The sequence below is a fragment of the Bradyrhizobium sp. CCBAU 11434 genome (assembly GCF_028128895.1).
GTDB classification, from domain to species: Bacteria; Pseudomonadota; Alphaproteobacteria; order Rhizobiales; family Xanthobacteraceae; genus Bradyrhizobium; species Bradyrhizobium zhengyangense.
In genome coordinates this window covers 19,817-36,642 of the sequence record NZ_LBJX01000103.1, presented here as the reverse complement: position 1 = coordinate 36,642, position 16,826 = coordinate 19,817, and the positions used below count along the sequence as shown (strand labels likewise).

The window sequence follows — 16,826 nt, the reverse complement described above, 5'->3', positions numbered from 1 at the left end:
CATCGATCCAATCGCCGCATCAATTCGTGCCGATCAATTCGGAGTGCGTGTTCCCAAAGCGAGGCTGCTCACGCCTCTACCGGGAAACGGACTTGCGCCGCACTCTCTGCGAGCTACGAGCGCTTTCCCTTCGGGCCCGTCGAAACGGCTTCCGCACTTGCCTCAGCGGACCGGGACCGCGGCTTGCCTTGCCCGCCGGTCCGGGATGGAGAGCGCCATGCCTCGAGGAGCATCTTGAGGAATTGGCTGGCATGAGGGGATAATGTAGCTCCGCGCCGGCGCACGATTCCGATCGTCCGCGACACTTCCGGCTCGATCAGCCGAATGGTGTGAATGATCGGATGGCCGGCGGCCGGCGTCGCCAGCTTGGGGAGCACGGCGATGCCGAGGCCCGCTTCGACCAGACCGAGCGAACCGGAGAGGTGCGCGACTTCATAGGACCAGTTCAACTGGAGGCCATGTCGCGCCAGCGCATTGTCGATCAACGCGCGATTGCCGCTGTTGCGGCCGACGGTGATAACTCGGTGCGGCGCGATTTCGGGCCAGCTTACCTGTTTGCGCGATGCCAGCGGATGGTCATGGCGGCAGGCGAGGACGAAAGGATCCTCAACGAGCTTCTCGAATTCAATCTCGGCATGTGAGGCACCGATGAAATTGATGCCGAAGTCAACTTCTCCGCGCGCGACCGCTTCCAATCCCTCGTTGGCACCAATGTCCAGAATGCGAACGCGAATGCGCGGATACGCATCGGCGAACCGGCCGATTGCACGCGGCAGGAAGTAGAACACCGCGGTCGGCACCGCGGCGACCGAGACCAGGCCTGAACTCCGCGCTCCGATATCCTGGATGGCGAGCACCGAGGTCTCGAATTCGTCGATGAGCCGGCGCACCTTCGGCAGGAAGTCGCGGCCTGTCATGGTGAGATTGACGTGGCGGGTGGAGCGCTCGAGCAGTGGCGCACCCAGGCTTTCCTCCAGCTTCTGAATGCGTCGGCTGAGCGCGGGCTGCGACAGGTTCAGCGCCCTGGCGGTCCGCACGAAGCTTCCCGTCTCTGCAACGGTGATGAACGCCTTGAGGTCGAGCAGTTCAGCGTTCATGAGCAGGCTCCATTATACCGATATACGGAATAATACCTCAGATATTTGCATTTCACAAAAGAGTTCTGGCGGAGGATGTTCGGGTTCGAACGAAGATGTCGCCGAACGGAACAATGCCATGAACGATCAGATTGCCATTCCTTGTGTGGTCATGCGCGGAGGGACCTCTCGGGGCCCGTTTTTCCTGGCCCGCGATCTTCCGGCCGACCCCGGCCTGCGCGACGCGCTCCTGTTGTCCGTGATGGGAAGCGGGCACGATCTCGGGATCGATGGAATCGGCGGCGGCAATGCGGTTGTCAACAAGGTCGCGATCATTGGGCCGGCATCCGTGCCAGGCGCCGATGTCGACTACCTTTTCGTCCAGGTGCGCGTTCGTGAAGGGATCGTCGATACGTCCCCGAACTGCGGAAACATGCTGGCTGCCGTGGGGCCGTTCGCAATCGAAGCCGGCCTGGTCGCCGCGACCGCAGATCGCACGCATGTGCGTATCCACAATGTCAACACCGGCAAGCTGATCGATGCGACGGTCGCCACCCCCGGTGGGCGGGTCACTTACGAGGGCGAAGCGCGAATCGATGGCGTACCGGGGACCGCCGCGCCCGTCGAACTGTCGTTCCCCAACGCGGCGGGCGCGCGCACTGGCCGCCTGCTGCCGACCGGACGGCCGGTCGACAGCATTGGAGGGATCGATGTGACCTGCATCGACGCTGCGATGCCGGTCATGCTGGTCCGCGCGGCGGATCTGGGATGGACCGGTCGCGAGGCGCCCTCCGACTTCGCCGACAGCAGCTTCCGCGCGCGTCTCGAAAGACTGCGTATCGAGGCCGGGCGTCTGATGGGTTTTCCAGATTCCGCGAACATGGTGATTCCGAAGCCGGTTCTGATTGCGTCTGCCGGCGCCGCGACCCTGAACACCCGGTACTTCATGCCCCATGACTGTCATAGCGCGCTGGCGGTGACCGGCGCTGTCGCGATCGCGACTGCATGCGTGACACCCGGAACGATCGCCGCAGAGATGGTCGGACCGCTGGCGCCGCCGGTGCCGATCACGCTCGGCCATCCCTCCGGCCAGCTCGTGGTTCGGCTGGAGCCCGGGCCGGTCGCCCGGGTGCAGCGGACAGCCCGGCGGATCTTTGAAGGGCACGTCTTTGCCCGCCGGTCGCACGTGCCTCATGCGGTGCTGGCGGCCTGAAACCTGCCGCCTGCGAAGCCATCAAGAAAATCAGAACATGGGAGAAACGAGAATGCAGGTGCAAGCAATGGTTGGGCCCGGGCACAGCGAGGCACGAAAGCCATTCTATCGCATACTCTACGTTCAGGTGTTGATTGGCGTCATGCTGGGCGTCCTCACTGGTCATTTCTGGCCGGAATTTGGCGCCGCGCTGAAGCCCCTCGGAGACGGCTTCGTCAAGCTCGTCAAGATGATGATCGCACCGATCGTGTTCTGCACCATCGTCAGCGGCATCAACAGCATCAGCGATTCCCGCGAGGTCGGTCGCACCCTGGTGAAATCCATGGCGCTGTTCTATCTGCTGACCGTGCTCGCCCTGCTGGCCGGACTGATGGCTGTCTCGTTGATCCAGCCGGGTGTGGGCATGCATGTTTCCGTCAGTACGCTGGATCCGTCGGTGGCTGCGAAGTTCACCAAGCAGGCAGCTGCGACCGGATTTGCGGACTTCATGCTGCACATCATCCCGCATTCGTTCTTCGGAGCGTTTGCGGATGGCGAGGTGCTGCCGGTCCTGCTGATCTCCATCCTGATCGCCTTTGGCTTAAGCCGTGCGGGCGACGGAGGTGCTGCGGTGACAAAGGCGGTCGCCTCGTTCTCGCACGTGCTGTTTGTGTCCTTCGGCTTCATCATGAAGCTTGCGCCGCTCGGGGCCTTCGGCGCCATGGCATTCACGGTGGGCCGTTACGGCGTCCGTTCGATTGGCTCGCTCGGACTGCTGATCTTGACGTTCTATGTCGCCTGCTCCGTCTTTGTGGTCGTCGTGCTCGGGACGCTGGCGCGGCTGAACGGCTTCAGCCTGTGGAAGACGATCCGCTACTTCAGGGAAGAGTTGCTGATCGTGCTCGGCACGTCCTCGTCGGAGCCGGCGCTGCCTGGCGCGCTGCGCAAGCTGGAGCAGCTCGGATGCCGGAAAGGCGTGTCAGGGCTCGTGCTGCCGATGGGCTACTCCTTCAATCTGGACGGCAGCGCCATCTATCTCACCCTGGCCTCCATCTTCATCGCGCAAGCCTGCGACATTCACCTGTCATGGGGGCAGATCGCGGCGATGCTCGGACTGATGCTGCTGACGTCGAAAGGAGCGGCCGGTGTCACCGGCAGCGGCTTCGTCGCGCTTGTGGCGACCCTCTCCGTCATGCCCGATTTGCCTGTGACCGGCGTGGCCCTGCTGGTCGGTATCGACCGCTTCATGTCGGAAGCGCGGGCGCTGACCAGCATGATCAGCAATTGCGTCGCAGCCATCACCGTTTCGCTGTGGGAGGACGCCTGTGACCGCGAGGTGTTGGCTCGTGAACTGGGGCAGAGCGGCAGTGTGGAGATTGCGGCCGGGACGAAGATCGCCGGGGCAACAGTGATCCGGGACCACAAGAGCTGGATTTCGACGACGCAATCGGCGGCCTGACGGCGCCTTTGGATCAAGTCGGACGCAGTACGCGATCTGGCCCCTCAGGACCAGGACCTCGATCACTCTAGTTAGACTTGGCGTTGTCCTTCGCGTTCTCCGCCGTCGGCGATCCCTCGGGCGCCTGCCGCTTGCCGCCGGTGATGCGTTGCTTCAGGAGGTCGAGGAAGGGTGATGCCGCTGGCGACTGGCGGATCAGGGCTTCGGGGTCGGGGAAGATCAGCGGATCGTCCCAGGGACCCTGCACCATGAAAGGCAGCTGAAAGCCGGACGTTGTGTTCAGGCTCGCCACACCTTTCATGTCGTATTCGCGCGTCGGCACCGACGCGGTGCCGGTCAGCGTGATCTTTGCCGCAGGCCCTTCGATGCGGATGTCCTCGGCGGTGGCGATGCCGTCGGCGAATTTCACCGAGATGGTGAGGTTGTCGTACGGCGTCGTACCGCTGCGGAAATTGCCGCCGCCGGACAGCGGCCGGCGCTCGAGCCGTTTCAGGAGCTGCTCGGCATTGAAGCCGGAGATGGCGCCGTCGTGCCCGATCACGCTGGCGGTGCCGTCGAGCGATTGCACGAGGCCAAACGGGCTCGAGCCGGAGGCCATGAGGGACACGTTGATGTTGCCGCGGCCAGACAGCTTGTTGAGGCCGAACAGCTCGGTAGCGCAGGCCTGAAGGTCAACGTCGGCGAACTGGAATTGCGCCTTGATGTCGGCGACCGTGTCGGAGCGCGAGATGCCGAACGAGCCCTTGGCGATGCCGCCATAGACCTGGGCCTCGCCGACCGAGAGCGCCAGCGTGCCGTTGCGCAAATTGGCGCCGATCGCGGTGCGGCCGAGCTTGGTCGGGCCGACCGTCAGCCTGGCTGCCGAGAGGCGCATGTCGAGGTCGGTGCTCGACAATCCGTTGAGATCGAACAGCTGCCTGTTCCAGTCGCGCGCGCCGCTCGCGAGCAGACGGAAGGTGGAGATATAAGGCGTGAAGTCGAGTGCGTCGGCGGCCAGCGTCGCCTGCAGAGTCTGCCGGCCGTTATTGGCATAGGTCATGACGCCCTCGGCGGTGTTGCCGTCGAGCTCGACATTGACGTTGGTCAGCGCGATCGAGGCGCCAACGACATTGGCGCGCGCCTTCAGCGCGAAGCGGCCGAAGCCGCCGCTGCCGGGCGGCGGCTGGCCGGTCCAGCGCAGCGCGTTGCGCAAGGACGGGCTGTCGATGGTGAGCGTGCCCTCCATCATCGGGCTAGTGCGGTTGGCGACGCTGCCGTCAAAGGCGAGTTTGAGCGGTGCACTGGCGATCCGCGCCTTCAGGCCGGAGCGCTCGCCCGAGAGCGCCGCGACGAAATCGGCAAAACTGATCGAGCCGTCGACGCGTTCGCCGCGCCAGTCGAACTGCCCGGTTGCGGCGAAGGAGCGCGAGATCGAGGGCCAGGCCAGCGACAGGTCGATGTCCTCGAACTTCTCCGTGGCATTCGTGGCGACGTCCATATAGTCGAGCAAGCCGTCCTGGATCCTGATCTCGGAGAATGAGACCTGGTTGTCGGCGCCGGGCTTCATCGTTCGCGCAATGGTCTGGATGAACGGTGTCCAGTTGCTCTCGCCGTCCGGCTTCAGGCTGACATGGATGTGCGGCCGCAGCAGTGTCAGGTCGGCGATTTCGAACCGTTGCAGCAGCAGCGGCAGTAGCCGAAGATTGGCGGTGAGCACGTCGACATGGAGCGCGGGGTCGGCGGTGCCGCCGCCCTTGAGACCGACGTCATGGAAGGAGATGTAGCTCGCCGGCAATACGGAAATGTCGATATTGCCCGCCACGCTGAGCTCGAGTCCGGTGACGTCGCGGATCTGCGCTTCGACTGCCTTGCGCAACGCGTCGCGGTTGATGAGCCAGGAGGTCGCGATCAGGGCGATCAGCACGACGCCGAGCAGCGCCGCAATCGGCGTCCCGAGGCGCTTCATTCCTTGGGCCATGGTCAATGGCATGTCCTGATCGGGTTGGTCGCTTGAGCCGGAAAGGCGGGCCGGGAAACCTGCGCGCCCCCGCCAAGATCCTGTCCAAGTCCTGTTATGTTAAGTGCCGCAACTTGATGGGTTTTCTTGTCGCTTTCAAGGCCGCGGACGGTTCTGCCCACGGCGTGGGCAGCTTCTAGCACCGCCCCTCGGAACGGAGAACCCCGTATCATTGACGGCTTCGGACGATTTCGCCTAATAATCGCCGCCAATAAGGGCGCTGCGCCTCTCAGGTTTAAGTCGAGGGTTTTTGCATGAACAAGGTCTATCCCGACGCCAAGTCGGCGCTCGAGGGCGTTCTGAAGGACAACATGATGATCATGTCGGGTGGCTTCGGCCTCTGCGGCATCGCCGAATCGCTGTCCGATGCGATCCGCGACTCCGGCGTGAAGGGTCTGACGGTCGTCTCGAACAATGCCGGCGTCGACGGCATCGGGCTCTCGCGCCTCCTGGAAACCCGCCAGATCAAGAAGATGATCTCGTCCTATGTCGGCGAGAACAAGCTGTTCGCCCAGCAATTCCTCGCCGGCGAGCTGGAACTCGAATTCAACCCGCAGGGCACGCTGGCTGAGCGCATCCGCGCCGGCGGCGCCGGCATCCCGGCCTTCTACACCAAGACCGGTGTCGGCACGCTGATCGCCGAAGGCAAGGAAGTGAAGGAGTTCGACGGCGAGAAGTACCTGATGGAGCGCGGCCTGTTCGCCGACCTCGCCATCGTGCACGCCTGGAAGGGCGACACCGCCGGCAACCTGATCTACCGCAAGACCGCGCGCAACTTTAACCCGATGATGGCGACCGCCGCGAAGATCACCGTGGCCGAGGTCGAGCACCTGGTTCCCGCCGGTGAACTCAACCCTGATCACATCCACACGCCCGGCATTTTCGTGAAGCGCATCGTCGAGGTCGGCACGGCCAAGAAGCGCATCGAATTCCGCAACACCCGCCCGCGCCCGTCGAGCGCGCCCGCGGCCGGAACAGGAGTAGAAATCTGATGGCCTGGACCCGCGAACAGATGGCCGCGCGCGCCGCGAAGGAATTGCGTGACGGCTATTACGTCAATCTCGGCATCGGTATCCCGACGCTGGTCTCGAACTACATCCCCGATGGCGTCGACGTCAGCCTGCAGAGCGAGAACGGCATGCTCGGCATGGGCCCGTTCCCCTATGAGGGCGAGGAAGATGCCGATCTCATCAACGCCGGCAAGCAGACCGTGAGCGAGCTGCCGTCGACCTCTTATTTCTCCAGCGCGGATTCCTTCGGCATGATCCGCGGCGGCCACATGGATCTGTCGATCCTCGGCGCCATGCAGGTGGCCCAGAACGGCGACCTCGCCAACTGGATGATCCCCGGCAAGATGGTCAAGGGCATGGGCGGCGCGATGGACCTCGTCGCCGGCGTCAAGCGCGTCGTCGTCGTGATGGAGCATTCGGCCAAGGACGGCGCCAAGCTCCTGAAGAAGTGCAATCTGCCGCTGACCGGCGAGCGCGTCGTCGACATGGTCGTGACCGATCTCGCCGTCTTCACCATCGACAAGCACGGGGACGGCGGCATGGCTCTGATCGAGCTCGCCGACGGCGTCACGCTCGATGAGGTCAAGGCCAAGACCGAAGCCGAATTCCGCGTCGCGCTGAAGAACACGTAAGGTCCTGGCAAAGGGGGCGCGCATGACGATACGGTCTGCGCGTCCCGACGATGCCGATTTCATCGCCAGAACCATCCTGCCATCGCAGCGCGGCCACCGGCCGCGCGGCTGGTTCGACATTGCGCTGGGCTGGCCGGAACAGCAGTGCCGCGATTTCATCGCGCGTATCGCGACCGCACAGGCCGTGTCGATGTGGCATTATCAGAACTTCCTGATCGCGGAATGCGATGACAAACCCGCCGCTGCGCTCTGTGCCGTGCCTGCGGCCGGCACCGGCCCGGCGGCGTGGGCTGCGATCGCGGAGGTCGGCGCAGCGACTGGGTTGACTGCGTCCGAGCTGGAGGCCATCCGCCGACGCGGCGCCTATGTCCGGGACTGCTGGGTTCAAGGCGGCGAGGGTGACTGGATGATCGAGCATGTCGCGACCGATCCCGCCTATCGCGGCCGCGGCCTCGTGCAGGCACTGATCGCGCAGGCGCTCGAGAAGGGGCGGACGGCTGGATTTAATCGCGCAACGATCTCGTTCCTGATCGGCAACGAGCCCGCAGAGCGGGCTTATGCCAAGGCCGGTTTTGCCTTTGCGGAAGAGAAGCGAGACCCCGCCTTCGAGGCGATCATCGGAGCGCCCGGATTTCGCATGTTCGCGCGCGCAATTTGACCTCGCTGCGCTCCATCCGGGCTAGGCGGCTACGACCTCGCCCACACTTTGCCCCACCGCGCCGACACGTTCGCCACCCATGACCGCTCCTCGCGGACCAAACGAAAACCGAGATTGGCGGGCGGCACGCCCTGTGCGCAGCCGCCGGCGCGTGCGTCGCGGATGAAGTCGGTGACGTAGGCGCGGTGCGCGCCTTCGGCGATGCGTACGCCGCAATTCACCGTCGGGCGGCCGGCGTTACCTGATGCATCGACGCGCGAGCGCACGAAGCAGGTTGAAGTCCACTCCCAGACATTGCCGGCGACGTCGGACACGCCACGCTCGTTGAGGCCGAACTTGCCGAACGGATAGGCCGTGGTGTCGGAAAGGTCGCGCTCGGATTCGCGCTCGTAGCGGCTGATCCAGCGCTTTGCCGGATTGTCCGCGTCCGCGGGCGCGCCATCGTCCTTGAAGCGCGAGCCCGCCGCAAAAGCCCATTCGGCGTCGCTCGGCAGGCGGTAATGGTGGCCGGTCTTGCGCGACAGCCAGCTCGCATATGCCTGCGCATCGTGCCAGCTCACCTGTACCGCAGGACGGTCGGGCGCAATCGCGACGCCGCGATCAAGCGCGCGGCATTCGCCATCCTGCACGCAAAGCTGGTAGTCGGCCGAGGAGACCTGCTCGCGCATGACATGGAGCGGTTTCGTGAATTGCAATGTGTGCAGCGGTGCCTCGGCCTGCTGCCCGGCGCGGGTGAAATCGCCGGCCTCGCGGTAGGCGAAGCTGCCCGCGGCAATCTCGACGATCGCAGGCTCGCCTTGCGCGTCGTGCGTTGTCATCTCGGAAACCAGTGGCGCAACGGCCAGCGGTCCTGCGAAGCCGGCCGCGCAGGCGAGCAGCAATTTGAGCTTGAATGCAATCAGCATGGTCGTTCCCCGAACGAGGAGGGGCCGGTAACGGCCGGCCCCTTGTCGCCTCTAGTTGGTGCTGGCGGGCGGTATCTCCGCAGGCGCCTTCACCTGGGTCATCAGATCGTCGTTCCACTTGCCCTCGATCTTGAAGTGGGCGGTGGCGCCGAGGTCGGCAGCTTCGATCAGATTATGCGTGACATAGGCGTAGATGCCGGGTTGCAGGAACTTGTACATCGCCGCTCCCGCGGAGCCGCCGCGGATGAACCAGGTCTCGAGCCCGGTCTCCGGCGCATTGGAGAATTTTCCGGTCTCCCAGACATAATCGCCGTGGCCGCCGATCAGGTGCGGACGGCTGTCGCGGTTGGCCTGCGAATGCACGATCAGGACGTTCTCGCCGACATTCGCCGTCAGCGCGTTCTTGCCGGTGAGGGCGCCGACCTTGCCGTTGAACACGACGTGGGACGGGATGAGCTTCTTCATCACCTCTTCAGTGTCGGTGAAGGCTTCGCCCGGCGAGTCGTAGGATTTGAAATTGCCCTTCTCGTCGCGCGGCACGTACATGTCCTGCTCGCCGATATAATAGACCTTGTCGTATTTCAGCGCGTGGCCCTTGCCGTCGTTCAGTCCGTCGCGCGGCAGCACCATCACGGCGCCGTTCATGCCGGAGACGACGTGCCAGGGAATCATCGGGCCGCCGGGAGCGCAGTGATAGACGAACACGCCGGTCCGCGTGGCCTTCCAGCGCAATACGACCTGCTCACCGGGATTGATCAAAGTGAGCGCGGCGCCGCCGAGCGCGCCAGTCGCGGAGTGGAAGTCGATATTGTGCGGCATGGAGTTGGTCGAGGGATTGACCAGCGTCACTTCGACATAGTCGCCCTCATGCACGACCATCAGCGGGCCCGGCATCGAGCCGTTGAACGTCATGGCCTGGAAGGTGGTGCCCTTCTCGTCGATGACGACCTTCTTCTCCTCGATGGTGAGCGTGAACTCCATGATCTTGGGGCCCTGCTTGGTCGCCTGCTCGTGCGCATGCACGAAGGGCGGGGCGACCAGCTCCACCTTCTGCCGCGGCAGGTTGAGGTCGTTGGCGGCGAAAGCGGGCGCTGCCAGCATTAGTGCGGTCGCGGCGGCGCTGATCAATGCGGCTCTGCGGGTAAACATCGGAAGCATCCTTCATCTGAAAAGCGTTTGATGACGGATGCAGTCTGCGCCTGTTGCGGCAATTGTGTTTGCGCTGCGACAAGCTTTTGCCGGATTCGCCTCCGGTGAATCCCTTAAGGGTGGACCGAAGCGCGTAGCTGGATGCGCCGATTAGAGAATCTCGATCGCAATCCAGACGGTGCCCCAGACCGCGAGCGACAGCATGGCGAGCACGGCAGCCACGATGACCAGCGTGTGCACGAGACGATTTGCGCCGGCGGTGGGCGCGACGGGGACGGGACGGAAGTCGTCGAAGCGCGGGATGTGGCCACGGATACCGGCGAGCCAGAGAACGAGGTCGAGCGCAAACGACGCCATCGGCTATCTCCCAAGGGGATGATGATTAAACGCCACACTGGTCGCGATCCGGCGCCCGCACTTTGCGCAAGCGCAAGGTCGTCTGGTGGAAAACGGGTCATTCTCTGCATCCAGGGTTGCTGCGGCTGCATGCAGCGTCAATTTTACGAATGGGTAAGATATGAGGACCGACCTCGCGGCGAGCTATGGCGAAGAGAGATTGCCGCGCTACACGAGCTATCCGACCGCCCCGCACTTCTCGCCGGAGATCGGTGCCGACACCTACTCACGCTGGCTGTCCGAGCTTCCCTCAGGCGCCAGTGCATCGCTCTATCTGCACGTGCCGTTCTGCCGCGAGATGTGCTGGTACTGCGGCTGCCATACCCAGATCGTCCGCCGCGATGAGCTTGTCGCTGCCTATCAGCGGACCCTCCTCAGCGAGGTCACGCTGGTCGCTGATACCATCGGCCGCCGCATCAAGGTCGAGCATATCCATTTCGGCGGCGGTACGCCGACGATCATGGCGCCGGAGGCCTTTGCGGAAGTGATGGCAGCGATGCGCCAAGCCTTCTTCGTGCTGCCCTCGGCTGAGATCGCGGTCGAGATCGACCCGCGCACATTGACCGCAGAGATGGTCGAGGCCATGCGGCTCTCCGGCGTCAACCGCGCCAGCCTCGGCGTGCAGAGTTTCGATCCCCTCGTGCAGCGCGCGATCAACCGTGTGCAAAGTTATGAGCAGACCGCCTCCGTCGTCGATATGCTCCGGCAGGCCGGTATCGGGGGAATCAATTTCGATCTGATCTACGGTCTGCCGCACCAGACCATCGCATCCTGCCTGGATACGGTGCGACGCTCGCTCGAGCTCGCGCCCGACCGATTCTCCGTGTTCGGCTACGCACATGTGCCAAGTTTCAAGCGGCACCAGCGCATGATCAACGAGGCCCATTTGCCGGACGGTCTCGCACGCCACGACCAGGCCTGCGCCATCGCCAACGCGCTGAAGGAGGCCGGCTACGTGCAGATTGGCCTCGACCATTTCGCAAGACCTGACGACGCTATGGCCGTGGCCTACGAGCAGGGGACGCTGCGGCGCAACTTCCAAGGCTATACCACCGACAAGGGCGAGGTCCTGCTCGGCTTCGGCGCCAGCGCCATCGGACACCTTCCGCAGGGCTACGTCCAGAACGAGGTGCAGATCGGCGCCTATCAGGAGAGCATCGCAGCGGGTCGCCTCGCCACCGCGAAGGGCTATGGGCTTACGGACGACGACCGGCTGCGCGCTGACATCATCGAACGGATCATGTGCGAGTTCGGCGTCGATCTCGGCGACATCTGCGCGCGCCATGGCGCCGAGCCAAAGGAGATGCTGCAATCGGCGTCGCGGCTCAAGTCGCTGATCTCGGACGGCGTGGTGAGACTGGACGGCGACCGTCTTGCGGTCGCCAACGACTCGCGCTTCCTGGTCCGCAGCGTCGCCGCCGCATTCGACGCGCATCTGGATCCGGGCAAGCAGCTGCACAGCCGGGCTGTGTAGTCGCCAGCAGCTTGCGCTTCAACAAAGAACCTCCGGCCAACCCCGCTATCTTCATGTCGGAACGGAGTTGTCCATGCCCTTCGGATCCGACGATTTGGTCGATGACATCATGCGCACGGCGCCGCACACGATTCGGGTGTTCCTCGCCTTCAGGATGGCCTGTGTCGGCTGTCCGATCGCGACCTTCCACACCGTGGACGACGCTTGCCGCGAGCATGGCATCGACCGCGACAAATTCCTGACCGCGCTGAGCGATTGTGTGCCGGCGTGAAGTGGGTCGAAATCTGCGCCGGGCGCGCGGATGTCGGGTGAGGCAGCGTTTTCGCCGTAAGCGGAAGCGCCCTCACTCCTATTATTGTCAGGCGGCGCCGCTGTCCGGGCTCCGCTCCGCCAGCACGACAATCTTGTGCGGCTCGCGCAGGATGATGCGCTGCCGGCCGCTCTCGACGAGACCCTGGCTCTCCCAGCCGCTGAGGATGCGGCTGACCGTATGCAACGTGGTGCCGGTCATCTGAGCGATGTCCTGGCGACTGATCGGGAAGTCGATCTCGATGCCGTGGTCGAGCTTCTTGCCGGATTGATTGGCGAGCCGCAGCAGCGCATGTGCGACGCGCTGCTCGACCTGCTGGGTCGACATTTCCAGGATACGGGTGTGGCTCTCCTGCAGCCGCTTGCCGACGGTCTGCATTGTGTTGGCGGCAAGCGCGGGAAACCGCTCGACCAGACGCGGCCAGGCAGACGTGGGCCAGATCAGGACGACGCTGTCGTCGACAGCGAGCGCGGTTGCCGGATAGTGCGCAGCTCCGATCGCCATCGCCAGCCCAAAGGTCTCGCCAGGCGCGACATAGCGCACCACGATCTGCTCGCCGGTCGGCGTGGTCTTGGCCGCGCGGACATGGCCGTGCAGCAGCAGGAAGAACGACTGTGCGTCTGCGCCCTGCTCGAATATGGCGGTGTTCCTGGGATAGCGCGCAGAGCGGGCCTCGCGCAGGATCTCGTCAAGGTCATCAGGCTTGACGCCCGCAAACATCGGCAAATGCGCAACCAGCGATGTGTCGACTTTGGCCATTCTGCCTCCTTGGCATCAGGGAGTGTGATGGCACCTGCAATCATCAGGCAGTTTGCGATAGCGCAAAAACGCGCCGGCTGCGCAGCAGTATTTTTCCAGACAACGGTCTGAATCTGCTGGAGTTGTCCCCATGGCTGGCGCTCGATCCCGTAATTTCCAGGGCTTTCAGCTGTTTGCGAACAGCTTTCGGCCCTTCTTCCTGTTTGCCGCCATTCAGGCCGCGCTGTCGATCCTGGTCTGGTTGCCCATGTTCTATGGCGAGCTGTCGGTGACGTCAGCCTTCGCGCCGCGGGACTGGCACGTCCATGAGATGCTCTATGGCTTCCTGCCGGCCGTCATCACCGGGTTCCTGTTCACCGCGATCCCGAACTGGACCGGGCGGCTGCCGATCCAGGGTACGTCGCTAGGCGCGTTGGTGGTGGTCTGGCTCGCCGGACGTGCGGCGGTCGTGCTGTCTGCCGAGATCGGCTGGGCGTTTGCGCTTGCCGTCGATGCCGCCTTCCTGGCGCTGGTCGTTGCGGCTGCAACGCGCGAGATCATCGCCGGCGGCAATTGGCGGAATCTGCCTGTCGTGGGACTCGTGATGGTGCTGCTGTCAGGCAATTTCGCCTTCCATCTCGAAGCGCATTTCAGGGGTGCGGCCGATATCAGCATCCGAATCGGCGTCAGTGTGGTCGTGCTGCTGATCTCGCTGATCGGCGGTCGCATCATTCCGAGCTTCACCCGCAACTGGCTGGTCAAGTTCAATCCCGGCCGCGTGCCGGTGCCGTTCGGACGGTTTGACGGCGTGGTGATCGGATTGAGCGCGCTGGCGCTGATGACGTGGATCGTGATGCCGCTGAACACGATAACAGGCGTAGGCATGGCGCTTGCCTGCATGCTGCATCTGGTACGGCTGGCGCGATGGGCCGGTGATCGCACCGCACGTGAACGGCTGCTTGTGATCCTGCATGTCGGCTACGCCTTCGTGCCATCGGGCTTCCTTCTCGGCGCCCTTGCCGGCTTTGGCGTGCTGCCGCCGAGCGCGGGCATTCACGCCTGGATGACGGGGGCGGCCGGAATCATGACCCTCGCGGTGATGACGCGCGCGAGCCTCGGCCATACCGGGCAGGCGCTGACGGCGTCGCCGGCAACACAAGTGATCTATGTCGCGATCATCGTCGCTGCACTGGCGCGCGTCGCCGCCGTGGTTCTGCCCGCACATGGCGACGCGTTGCTGCACATCGCTGCCTGCGGCTGGATCGTCGCCTTCCTGGGCTTTGCCATTGCGTTCGGCCCGCTGCTCGCCGGTGTTCCCCGGCGCGCACTGGCCATCATGGGCGCGGCCGCCCCGGCACGCTGAAATTTGCGCTGCGGCGTAACAAACGCCGTCGTCGATCCGAAGCTTTCATTCGAGTTGCGTCGGCTGTTAGGTTGGCGCGGAAACGCGATTGAGGGATGGACCGAAAATGATCGGCGAAGTCGTTGTGATTGGCGGCCTGAATCTGCGGGATGGCGTTCAGATCGAGGAGTATGATCGACTGGGCGAGCGCATGTACAATATTGTCAGCGGCCTTCCAGGCTTTCTGTCGGTCAAATCGTTCAAGGCCGACGACGGCGAGGAGCTGACCGTGTTTCGCTTTGCTTCGGAGGAGGCGCTTGAGGCCTGGCGCACGCATCCGGAACATATCGAGGCGATGAAACGAGGGCATGCCGAGTTCTACGCCAGCGGCCGCTTGCAGATTTGCAAGGTCATCCGCGAAGTCGGCCCCTTCGAGCATGCCTGATTTGAGTGTGGGCTTAGGCCGCGGACGCTGATGGTGCGTCGGCCGGCCCGGCCGGCGGCCGCATGCCCCTACGCCACTCGGTGATGGTGCAGCCGAAGCGGCCGCGGAACCAGCGGGCCATGGCGCTCTGCGCGGAGAAGCCGAGTTGCGTGGCGATATCCGCCAGCGGCCGGCCGGGGTCCTCGATCAACTGGATCACGAGATCGGCGCGTTGCGCGTCGAGGATCGCCGAGAAGCTGGTGCCTGATGCGGCGAGGTGACGGTGGATGGTGCGGCGGGTGCAGGCCAGATGCTCGGCGACGCGTTCGACCGTGCACTCGCCGTTCGCGAGCAGGCTGCGCACGACCTCGTCGACCTTCTCCTCCCAGCTTGCGGGGCGGTTTTCGATCGCCTCGATTCGCTTGCGTAAGTAGCTCGCGATCAGGGGATGCGCGCTCGGAATCCGGCGCTCCATGTCGTACGCCGACATCAGGATCGCGTCCTCGTCCGCGTTGAAGATCACGCGGCAGCCGAAGAAGTCGCGGTAGCGCTTGCGGTCGTGCGGCGGCGGGTAGTGCAGGTGCACCTCCTGCGGCCGCCAATCGCTGCCGAACAGCGACTGGATGATGCGGTGGACGCTGCCGAGCGCCATGTCGATCGACTGGCGGGGCGCGGTCGGTTGCCGACCGCGCAGGTGCAAGATGATGGTCACGGTCTGCTTGTCTCGGACGATTTCGAGCTTCATGCCGTCGTGATGGACATGGATGAAGCGGGAGAAAGCCTCGATCGCCTCGCCGACCGTCGCCTGTTCGCGTACGATCAGGCCGACGGCGCCGAAATTGGTCAGGCCGCCGCGCTCGGCGAGCCGCAAGCCGAAATCTTCGGCACCGGACTCCGCTGCCGATATCTCAAGCAGACGACGTAGGGCCGGGACCGCAATGGGTGTATCGGGCTTGTCCAGGATGGCCAGCGGCAGCCTGACCTTGCGCATCATCTGCCTGGGGTCGAGCCCGACCGACCGGGCGACCTCCGGATAACAGCTCAAGCCTGCGCTGCGAATGAGGTCGGTCATGCGACCCGTTCCTGTCAGCCATTCCCGCAGATGTCCCGAATTGTAAAGTTTCTGTCCCGATCCGTCAAATCCGGGAACCGGGTGGAACATACATAAGGGAAAGCGAAGCACCGGCGTGAATGCCGTGCTGATGCGGCGGGGCGCGATGAGGCCCCCGGCCGTCGCTGACCATTTGACCAAGACATTGCTGGATCGGGATTATGCCGGGGAACATGCTTTCCAAGGGTGAGGTATTCGTCATTGAAACCGACGCCGCCTCTCGCGAACAATTGTCCAACGCACTTCAACAGAGTGCCTATGACGTGATCTGCTTCGCCGACGGCGCGTCGCTGCTGTCGGAAGCAAAGGAGCGGATGCCGGCCTGCGTGCTGCTGGAGATGCCGCCAGATCGCTCCGCGCTCGACGTGCTCAAGCGCCTGCGCGAGGAAAATTGCATGGCGCCGGTGCTGATGACCTCGGCGAACGGCAGCATCGCCATGGCGGTCGATGCCATCAAGAGCGGCGCGGCCGACTTCATCGAGAAGCCCTTCCGTACCCACGATATCGTCGGCCGGATTGACGCCGCGATCGACGAGTCCGCGCAGCCCGATCTGGGCCGGCAGCGTTGGTTGCCCGGGTGCGAACCTCTGACCGCACGCGAAGGCGACGTGCTTGCGCATCTTGCCGGCGGCCTCACCAACAAGGAGGTCGCGCGCCGCATGCATCTGAGCGCGCGCACGGTGGAGGGCTATCGCGCCAGCATTTTGAAGAAGGCGGGCGCCAAGAATGTGACTGATCTGCTTCGTCGCATCTTCGGCCAGGGTTCGCCCAGCCAGGTCTGAAGCTTAATTCCTTAAGCGACGTTGTGCCGCGGCGCGGTGACGCGTTCCGCGGCCACGATGCCGCCGCAGCGGCGCCCAACGGAAACCCCAATCGAACCAGTTCCTTCCCTGCCGCGTCTCACCACGATGGCGTGGCATATTTTCGCGCGTCCGGCTGGCGACGCGGCGATAT

Annotated in this window: 17 protein-coding genes; 10 read left to right on the top strand and 7 right to left on the bottom strand. The window is 64.1% G+C overall.

Going from position 1 to position 16,826, the window contains the following annotated elements; translation table 11 throughout:
• Nucleotides 1-113: 113 nt before the first annotated feature.
• Nucleotides 114-1,097: a LysR family transcriptional regulator gene (locus tag XI06_RS40260; protein WP_237872609.1), complete on the bottom strand. Its 984-nt coding sequence runs from the start codon at nucleotides 1,095-1,097 to the stop codon at nucleotides 114-116.
• 118 nt (nucleotides 1,098-1,215) lie between these two features.
• Here XI06_RS40260 and XI06_RS40255 point away from each other — a divergent pair, with 118 nt between their 5' ends.
• Together XI06_RS40255 and dctA are read left to right on the top strand one after the other, a co-directional pair.
• Complete coding sequence (locus XI06_RS40255; RefSeq protein WP_237872606.1) at nucleotides 1,216-2,289, top strand: 4-oxalomesaconate tautomerase; 1,074 nt, start codon at nucleotides 1,216-1,218, stop codon at nucleotides 2,287-2,289.
• Between the two features lie 52 nt (nucleotides 2,290-2,341).
• Nucleotides 2,342-3,727, top strand: a complete 1,386-nt coding sequence (gene dctA, locus XI06_RS40250; protein WP_271607830.1) for a C4-dicarboxylate transporter DctA — start codon at nucleotides 2,342-2,344, stop codon at nucleotides 3,725-3,727.
• Nucleotides 3,728-3,794: 67 nt separating this feature from the next.
• On the opposite strand, the gene XI06_RS40245 is transcribed toward dctA, so the two are convergent.
• Complete coding sequence (locus XI06_RS40245) at nucleotides 3,795-5,684, bottom strand: AsmA family protein (protein ID WP_237863343.1); 1,890 nt, start codon at nucleotides 5,682-5,684, stop codon at nucleotides 3,795-3,797.
• 293 nt (nucleotides 5,685-5,977) lie between these two features.
• On the opposite strand from XI06_RS40245, the gene XI06_RS40240 reads away from it, so the two are divergent.
• Genes XI06_RS40240 through XI06_RS40230 form a run of 3 tightly spaced genes read left to right on the top strand, consistent with a single transcriptional unit; the run spans nucleotide 5,978 to nucleotide 8,023 of the window.
• On the top strand, nucleotides 5,978-6,715 hold the full coding sequence (locus XI06_RS40240; RefSeq protein ID WP_237862911.1) for a CoA transferase subunit A: 738 nt from the start codon (nucleotides 5,978-5,980) through the stop codon (nucleotides 6,713-6,715).
• Nucleotides 6,715-7,365 carry a CoA transferase subunit B gene (locus XI06_RS40235; protein ID WP_212298191.1) on the top strand — a complete coding sequence of 217 codons (651 nt, stop codon included), beginning with the start codon at nucleotides 6,715-6,717 and terminating at the stop codon, nucleotides 7,363-7,365. The genes XI06_RS40240 and XI06_RS40235 overlap by 1 nt, the downstream gene beginning before the upstream one ends.
• A gap of 22 nt (nucleotides 7,366-7,387) precedes the next feature.
• Nucleotides 7,388-8,023 carry a GNAT family N-acetyltransferase gene (locus XI06_RS40230; RefSeq protein ID WP_237862910.1) on the top strand — a complete coding sequence of 212 codons (636 nt, stop codon included), beginning with the start codon at nucleotides 7,388-7,390 and terminating at the stop codon, nucleotides 8,021-8,023.
• A gap of 29 nt (nucleotides 8,024-8,052) precedes the next feature.
• On the opposite strand, the gene XI06_RS40225 is transcribed toward XI06_RS40230, so the two are convergent.
• The 3 genes from XI06_RS40225 to XI06_RS40215 all read right to left on the bottom strand — a co-directional run bounded on the left by XI06_RS40225 (nucleotide 8,053) and on the right by XI06_RS40215 (nucleotide 10,434).
• Nucleotides 8,053-8,928 carry a formylglycine-generating enzyme family protein gene (locus XI06_RS40225; protein WP_237862909.1) on the bottom strand — a complete coding sequence of 292 codons (876 nt, stop codon included), beginning with the start codon at nucleotides 8,926-8,928 and terminating at the stop codon, nucleotides 8,053-8,055.
• Nucleotides 8,929-8,979: 51 nt separating this feature from the next.
• Nucleotides 8,980-10,077 carry a copper-containing nitrite reductase gene (gene nirK, locus XI06_RS40220; protein WP_237862908.1) on the bottom strand — a complete coding sequence of 366 codons (1,098 nt, stop codon included), beginning with the start codon at nucleotides 10,075-10,077 and terminating at the stop codon, nucleotides 8,980-8,982.
• Between the two features lie 150 nt (nucleotides 10,078-10,227).
• A complete protein-coding gene (locus tag XI06_RS40215) occupies nucleotides 10,228-10,434 on the bottom strand; it encodes a hypothetical protein (RefSeq protein ID WP_237862907.1) in 207 nt (68 codons plus the stop codon).
• Nucleotides 10,435-10,594: 160 nt separating this feature from the next.
• On the opposite strand from XI06_RS40215, the gene hemN reads away from it, so the two are divergent.
• Nucleotides 10,595-11,947: an oxygen-independent coproporphyrinogen III oxidase gene (hemN, locus tag XI06_RS40210; protein WP_271607829.1), complete on the top strand. Its 1,353-nt coding sequence runs from the start codon at nucleotides 10,595-10,597 to the stop codon at nucleotides 11,945-11,947.
• 73 nt (nucleotides 11,948-12,020) lie between these two features.
• Nucleotides 12,021-12,218 carry a DUF1858 domain-containing protein gene (locus XI06_RS40205; RefSeq protein ID WP_237862904.1) on the top strand — a complete coding sequence of 66 codons (198 nt, stop codon included), beginning with the start codon at nucleotides 12,021-12,023 and terminating at the stop codon, nucleotides 12,216-12,218.
• Nucleotides 12,219-12,305: 87 nt separating this feature from the next.
• Here XI06_RS40205 and XI06_RS40200 read toward each other — a convergent pair whose 3' ends face one another.
• On the bottom strand, nucleotides 12,306-13,016 hold the full coding sequence (locus XI06_RS40200; RefSeq protein WP_237872602.1) for a Crp/Fnr family transcriptional regulator: 711 nt from the start codon (nucleotides 13,014-13,016) through the stop codon (nucleotides 12,306-12,308).
• 130 nt (nucleotides 13,017-13,146) lie between these two features.
• On the opposite strand from XI06_RS40200, the gene XI06_RS40195 reads away from it, so the two are divergent.
• Nucleotides 13,147-14,358, top strand: a complete 1,212-nt coding sequence (locus XI06_RS40195; protein ID WP_271607828.1) for an NnrS family protein — start codon at nucleotides 13,147-13,149, stop codon at nucleotides 14,356-14,358.
• A 106-nt stretch (nucleotides 14,359-14,464) separates the two neighbouring features.
• Complete coding sequence (locus XI06_RS40190) at nucleotides 14,465-14,782, top strand: antibiotic biosynthesis monooxygenase family protein (protein WP_041953739.1); 318 nt, start codon at nucleotides 14,465-14,467, stop codon at nucleotides 14,780-14,782.
• Nucleotides 14,783-14,795: 13 nt separating this feature from the next.
• Here XI06_RS40190 and XI06_RS40185 read toward each other — a convergent pair whose 3' ends face one another.
• Nucleotides 14,796-15,833 carry an AraC family transcriptional regulator gene (locus XI06_RS40185; protein ID WP_237872600.1) on the bottom strand — a complete coding sequence of 346 codons (1,038 nt, stop codon included), beginning with the start codon at nucleotides 15,831-15,833 and terminating at the stop codon, nucleotides 14,796-14,798.
• A gap of 200 nt (nucleotides 15,834-16,033) precedes the next feature.
• On the opposite strand from XI06_RS40185, the gene XI06_RS40180 reads away from it, so the two are divergent.
• Nucleotides 16,034-16,654, top strand: coding sequence for a response regulator transcription factor (locus XI06_RS40180; protein WP_237872598.1), 621 nt, complete (start codon nucleotides 16,034-16,036; stop codon nucleotides 16,652-16,654).
• The last annotated feature ends 172 nt before the right edge of the window (nucleotides 16,655-16,826 follow it).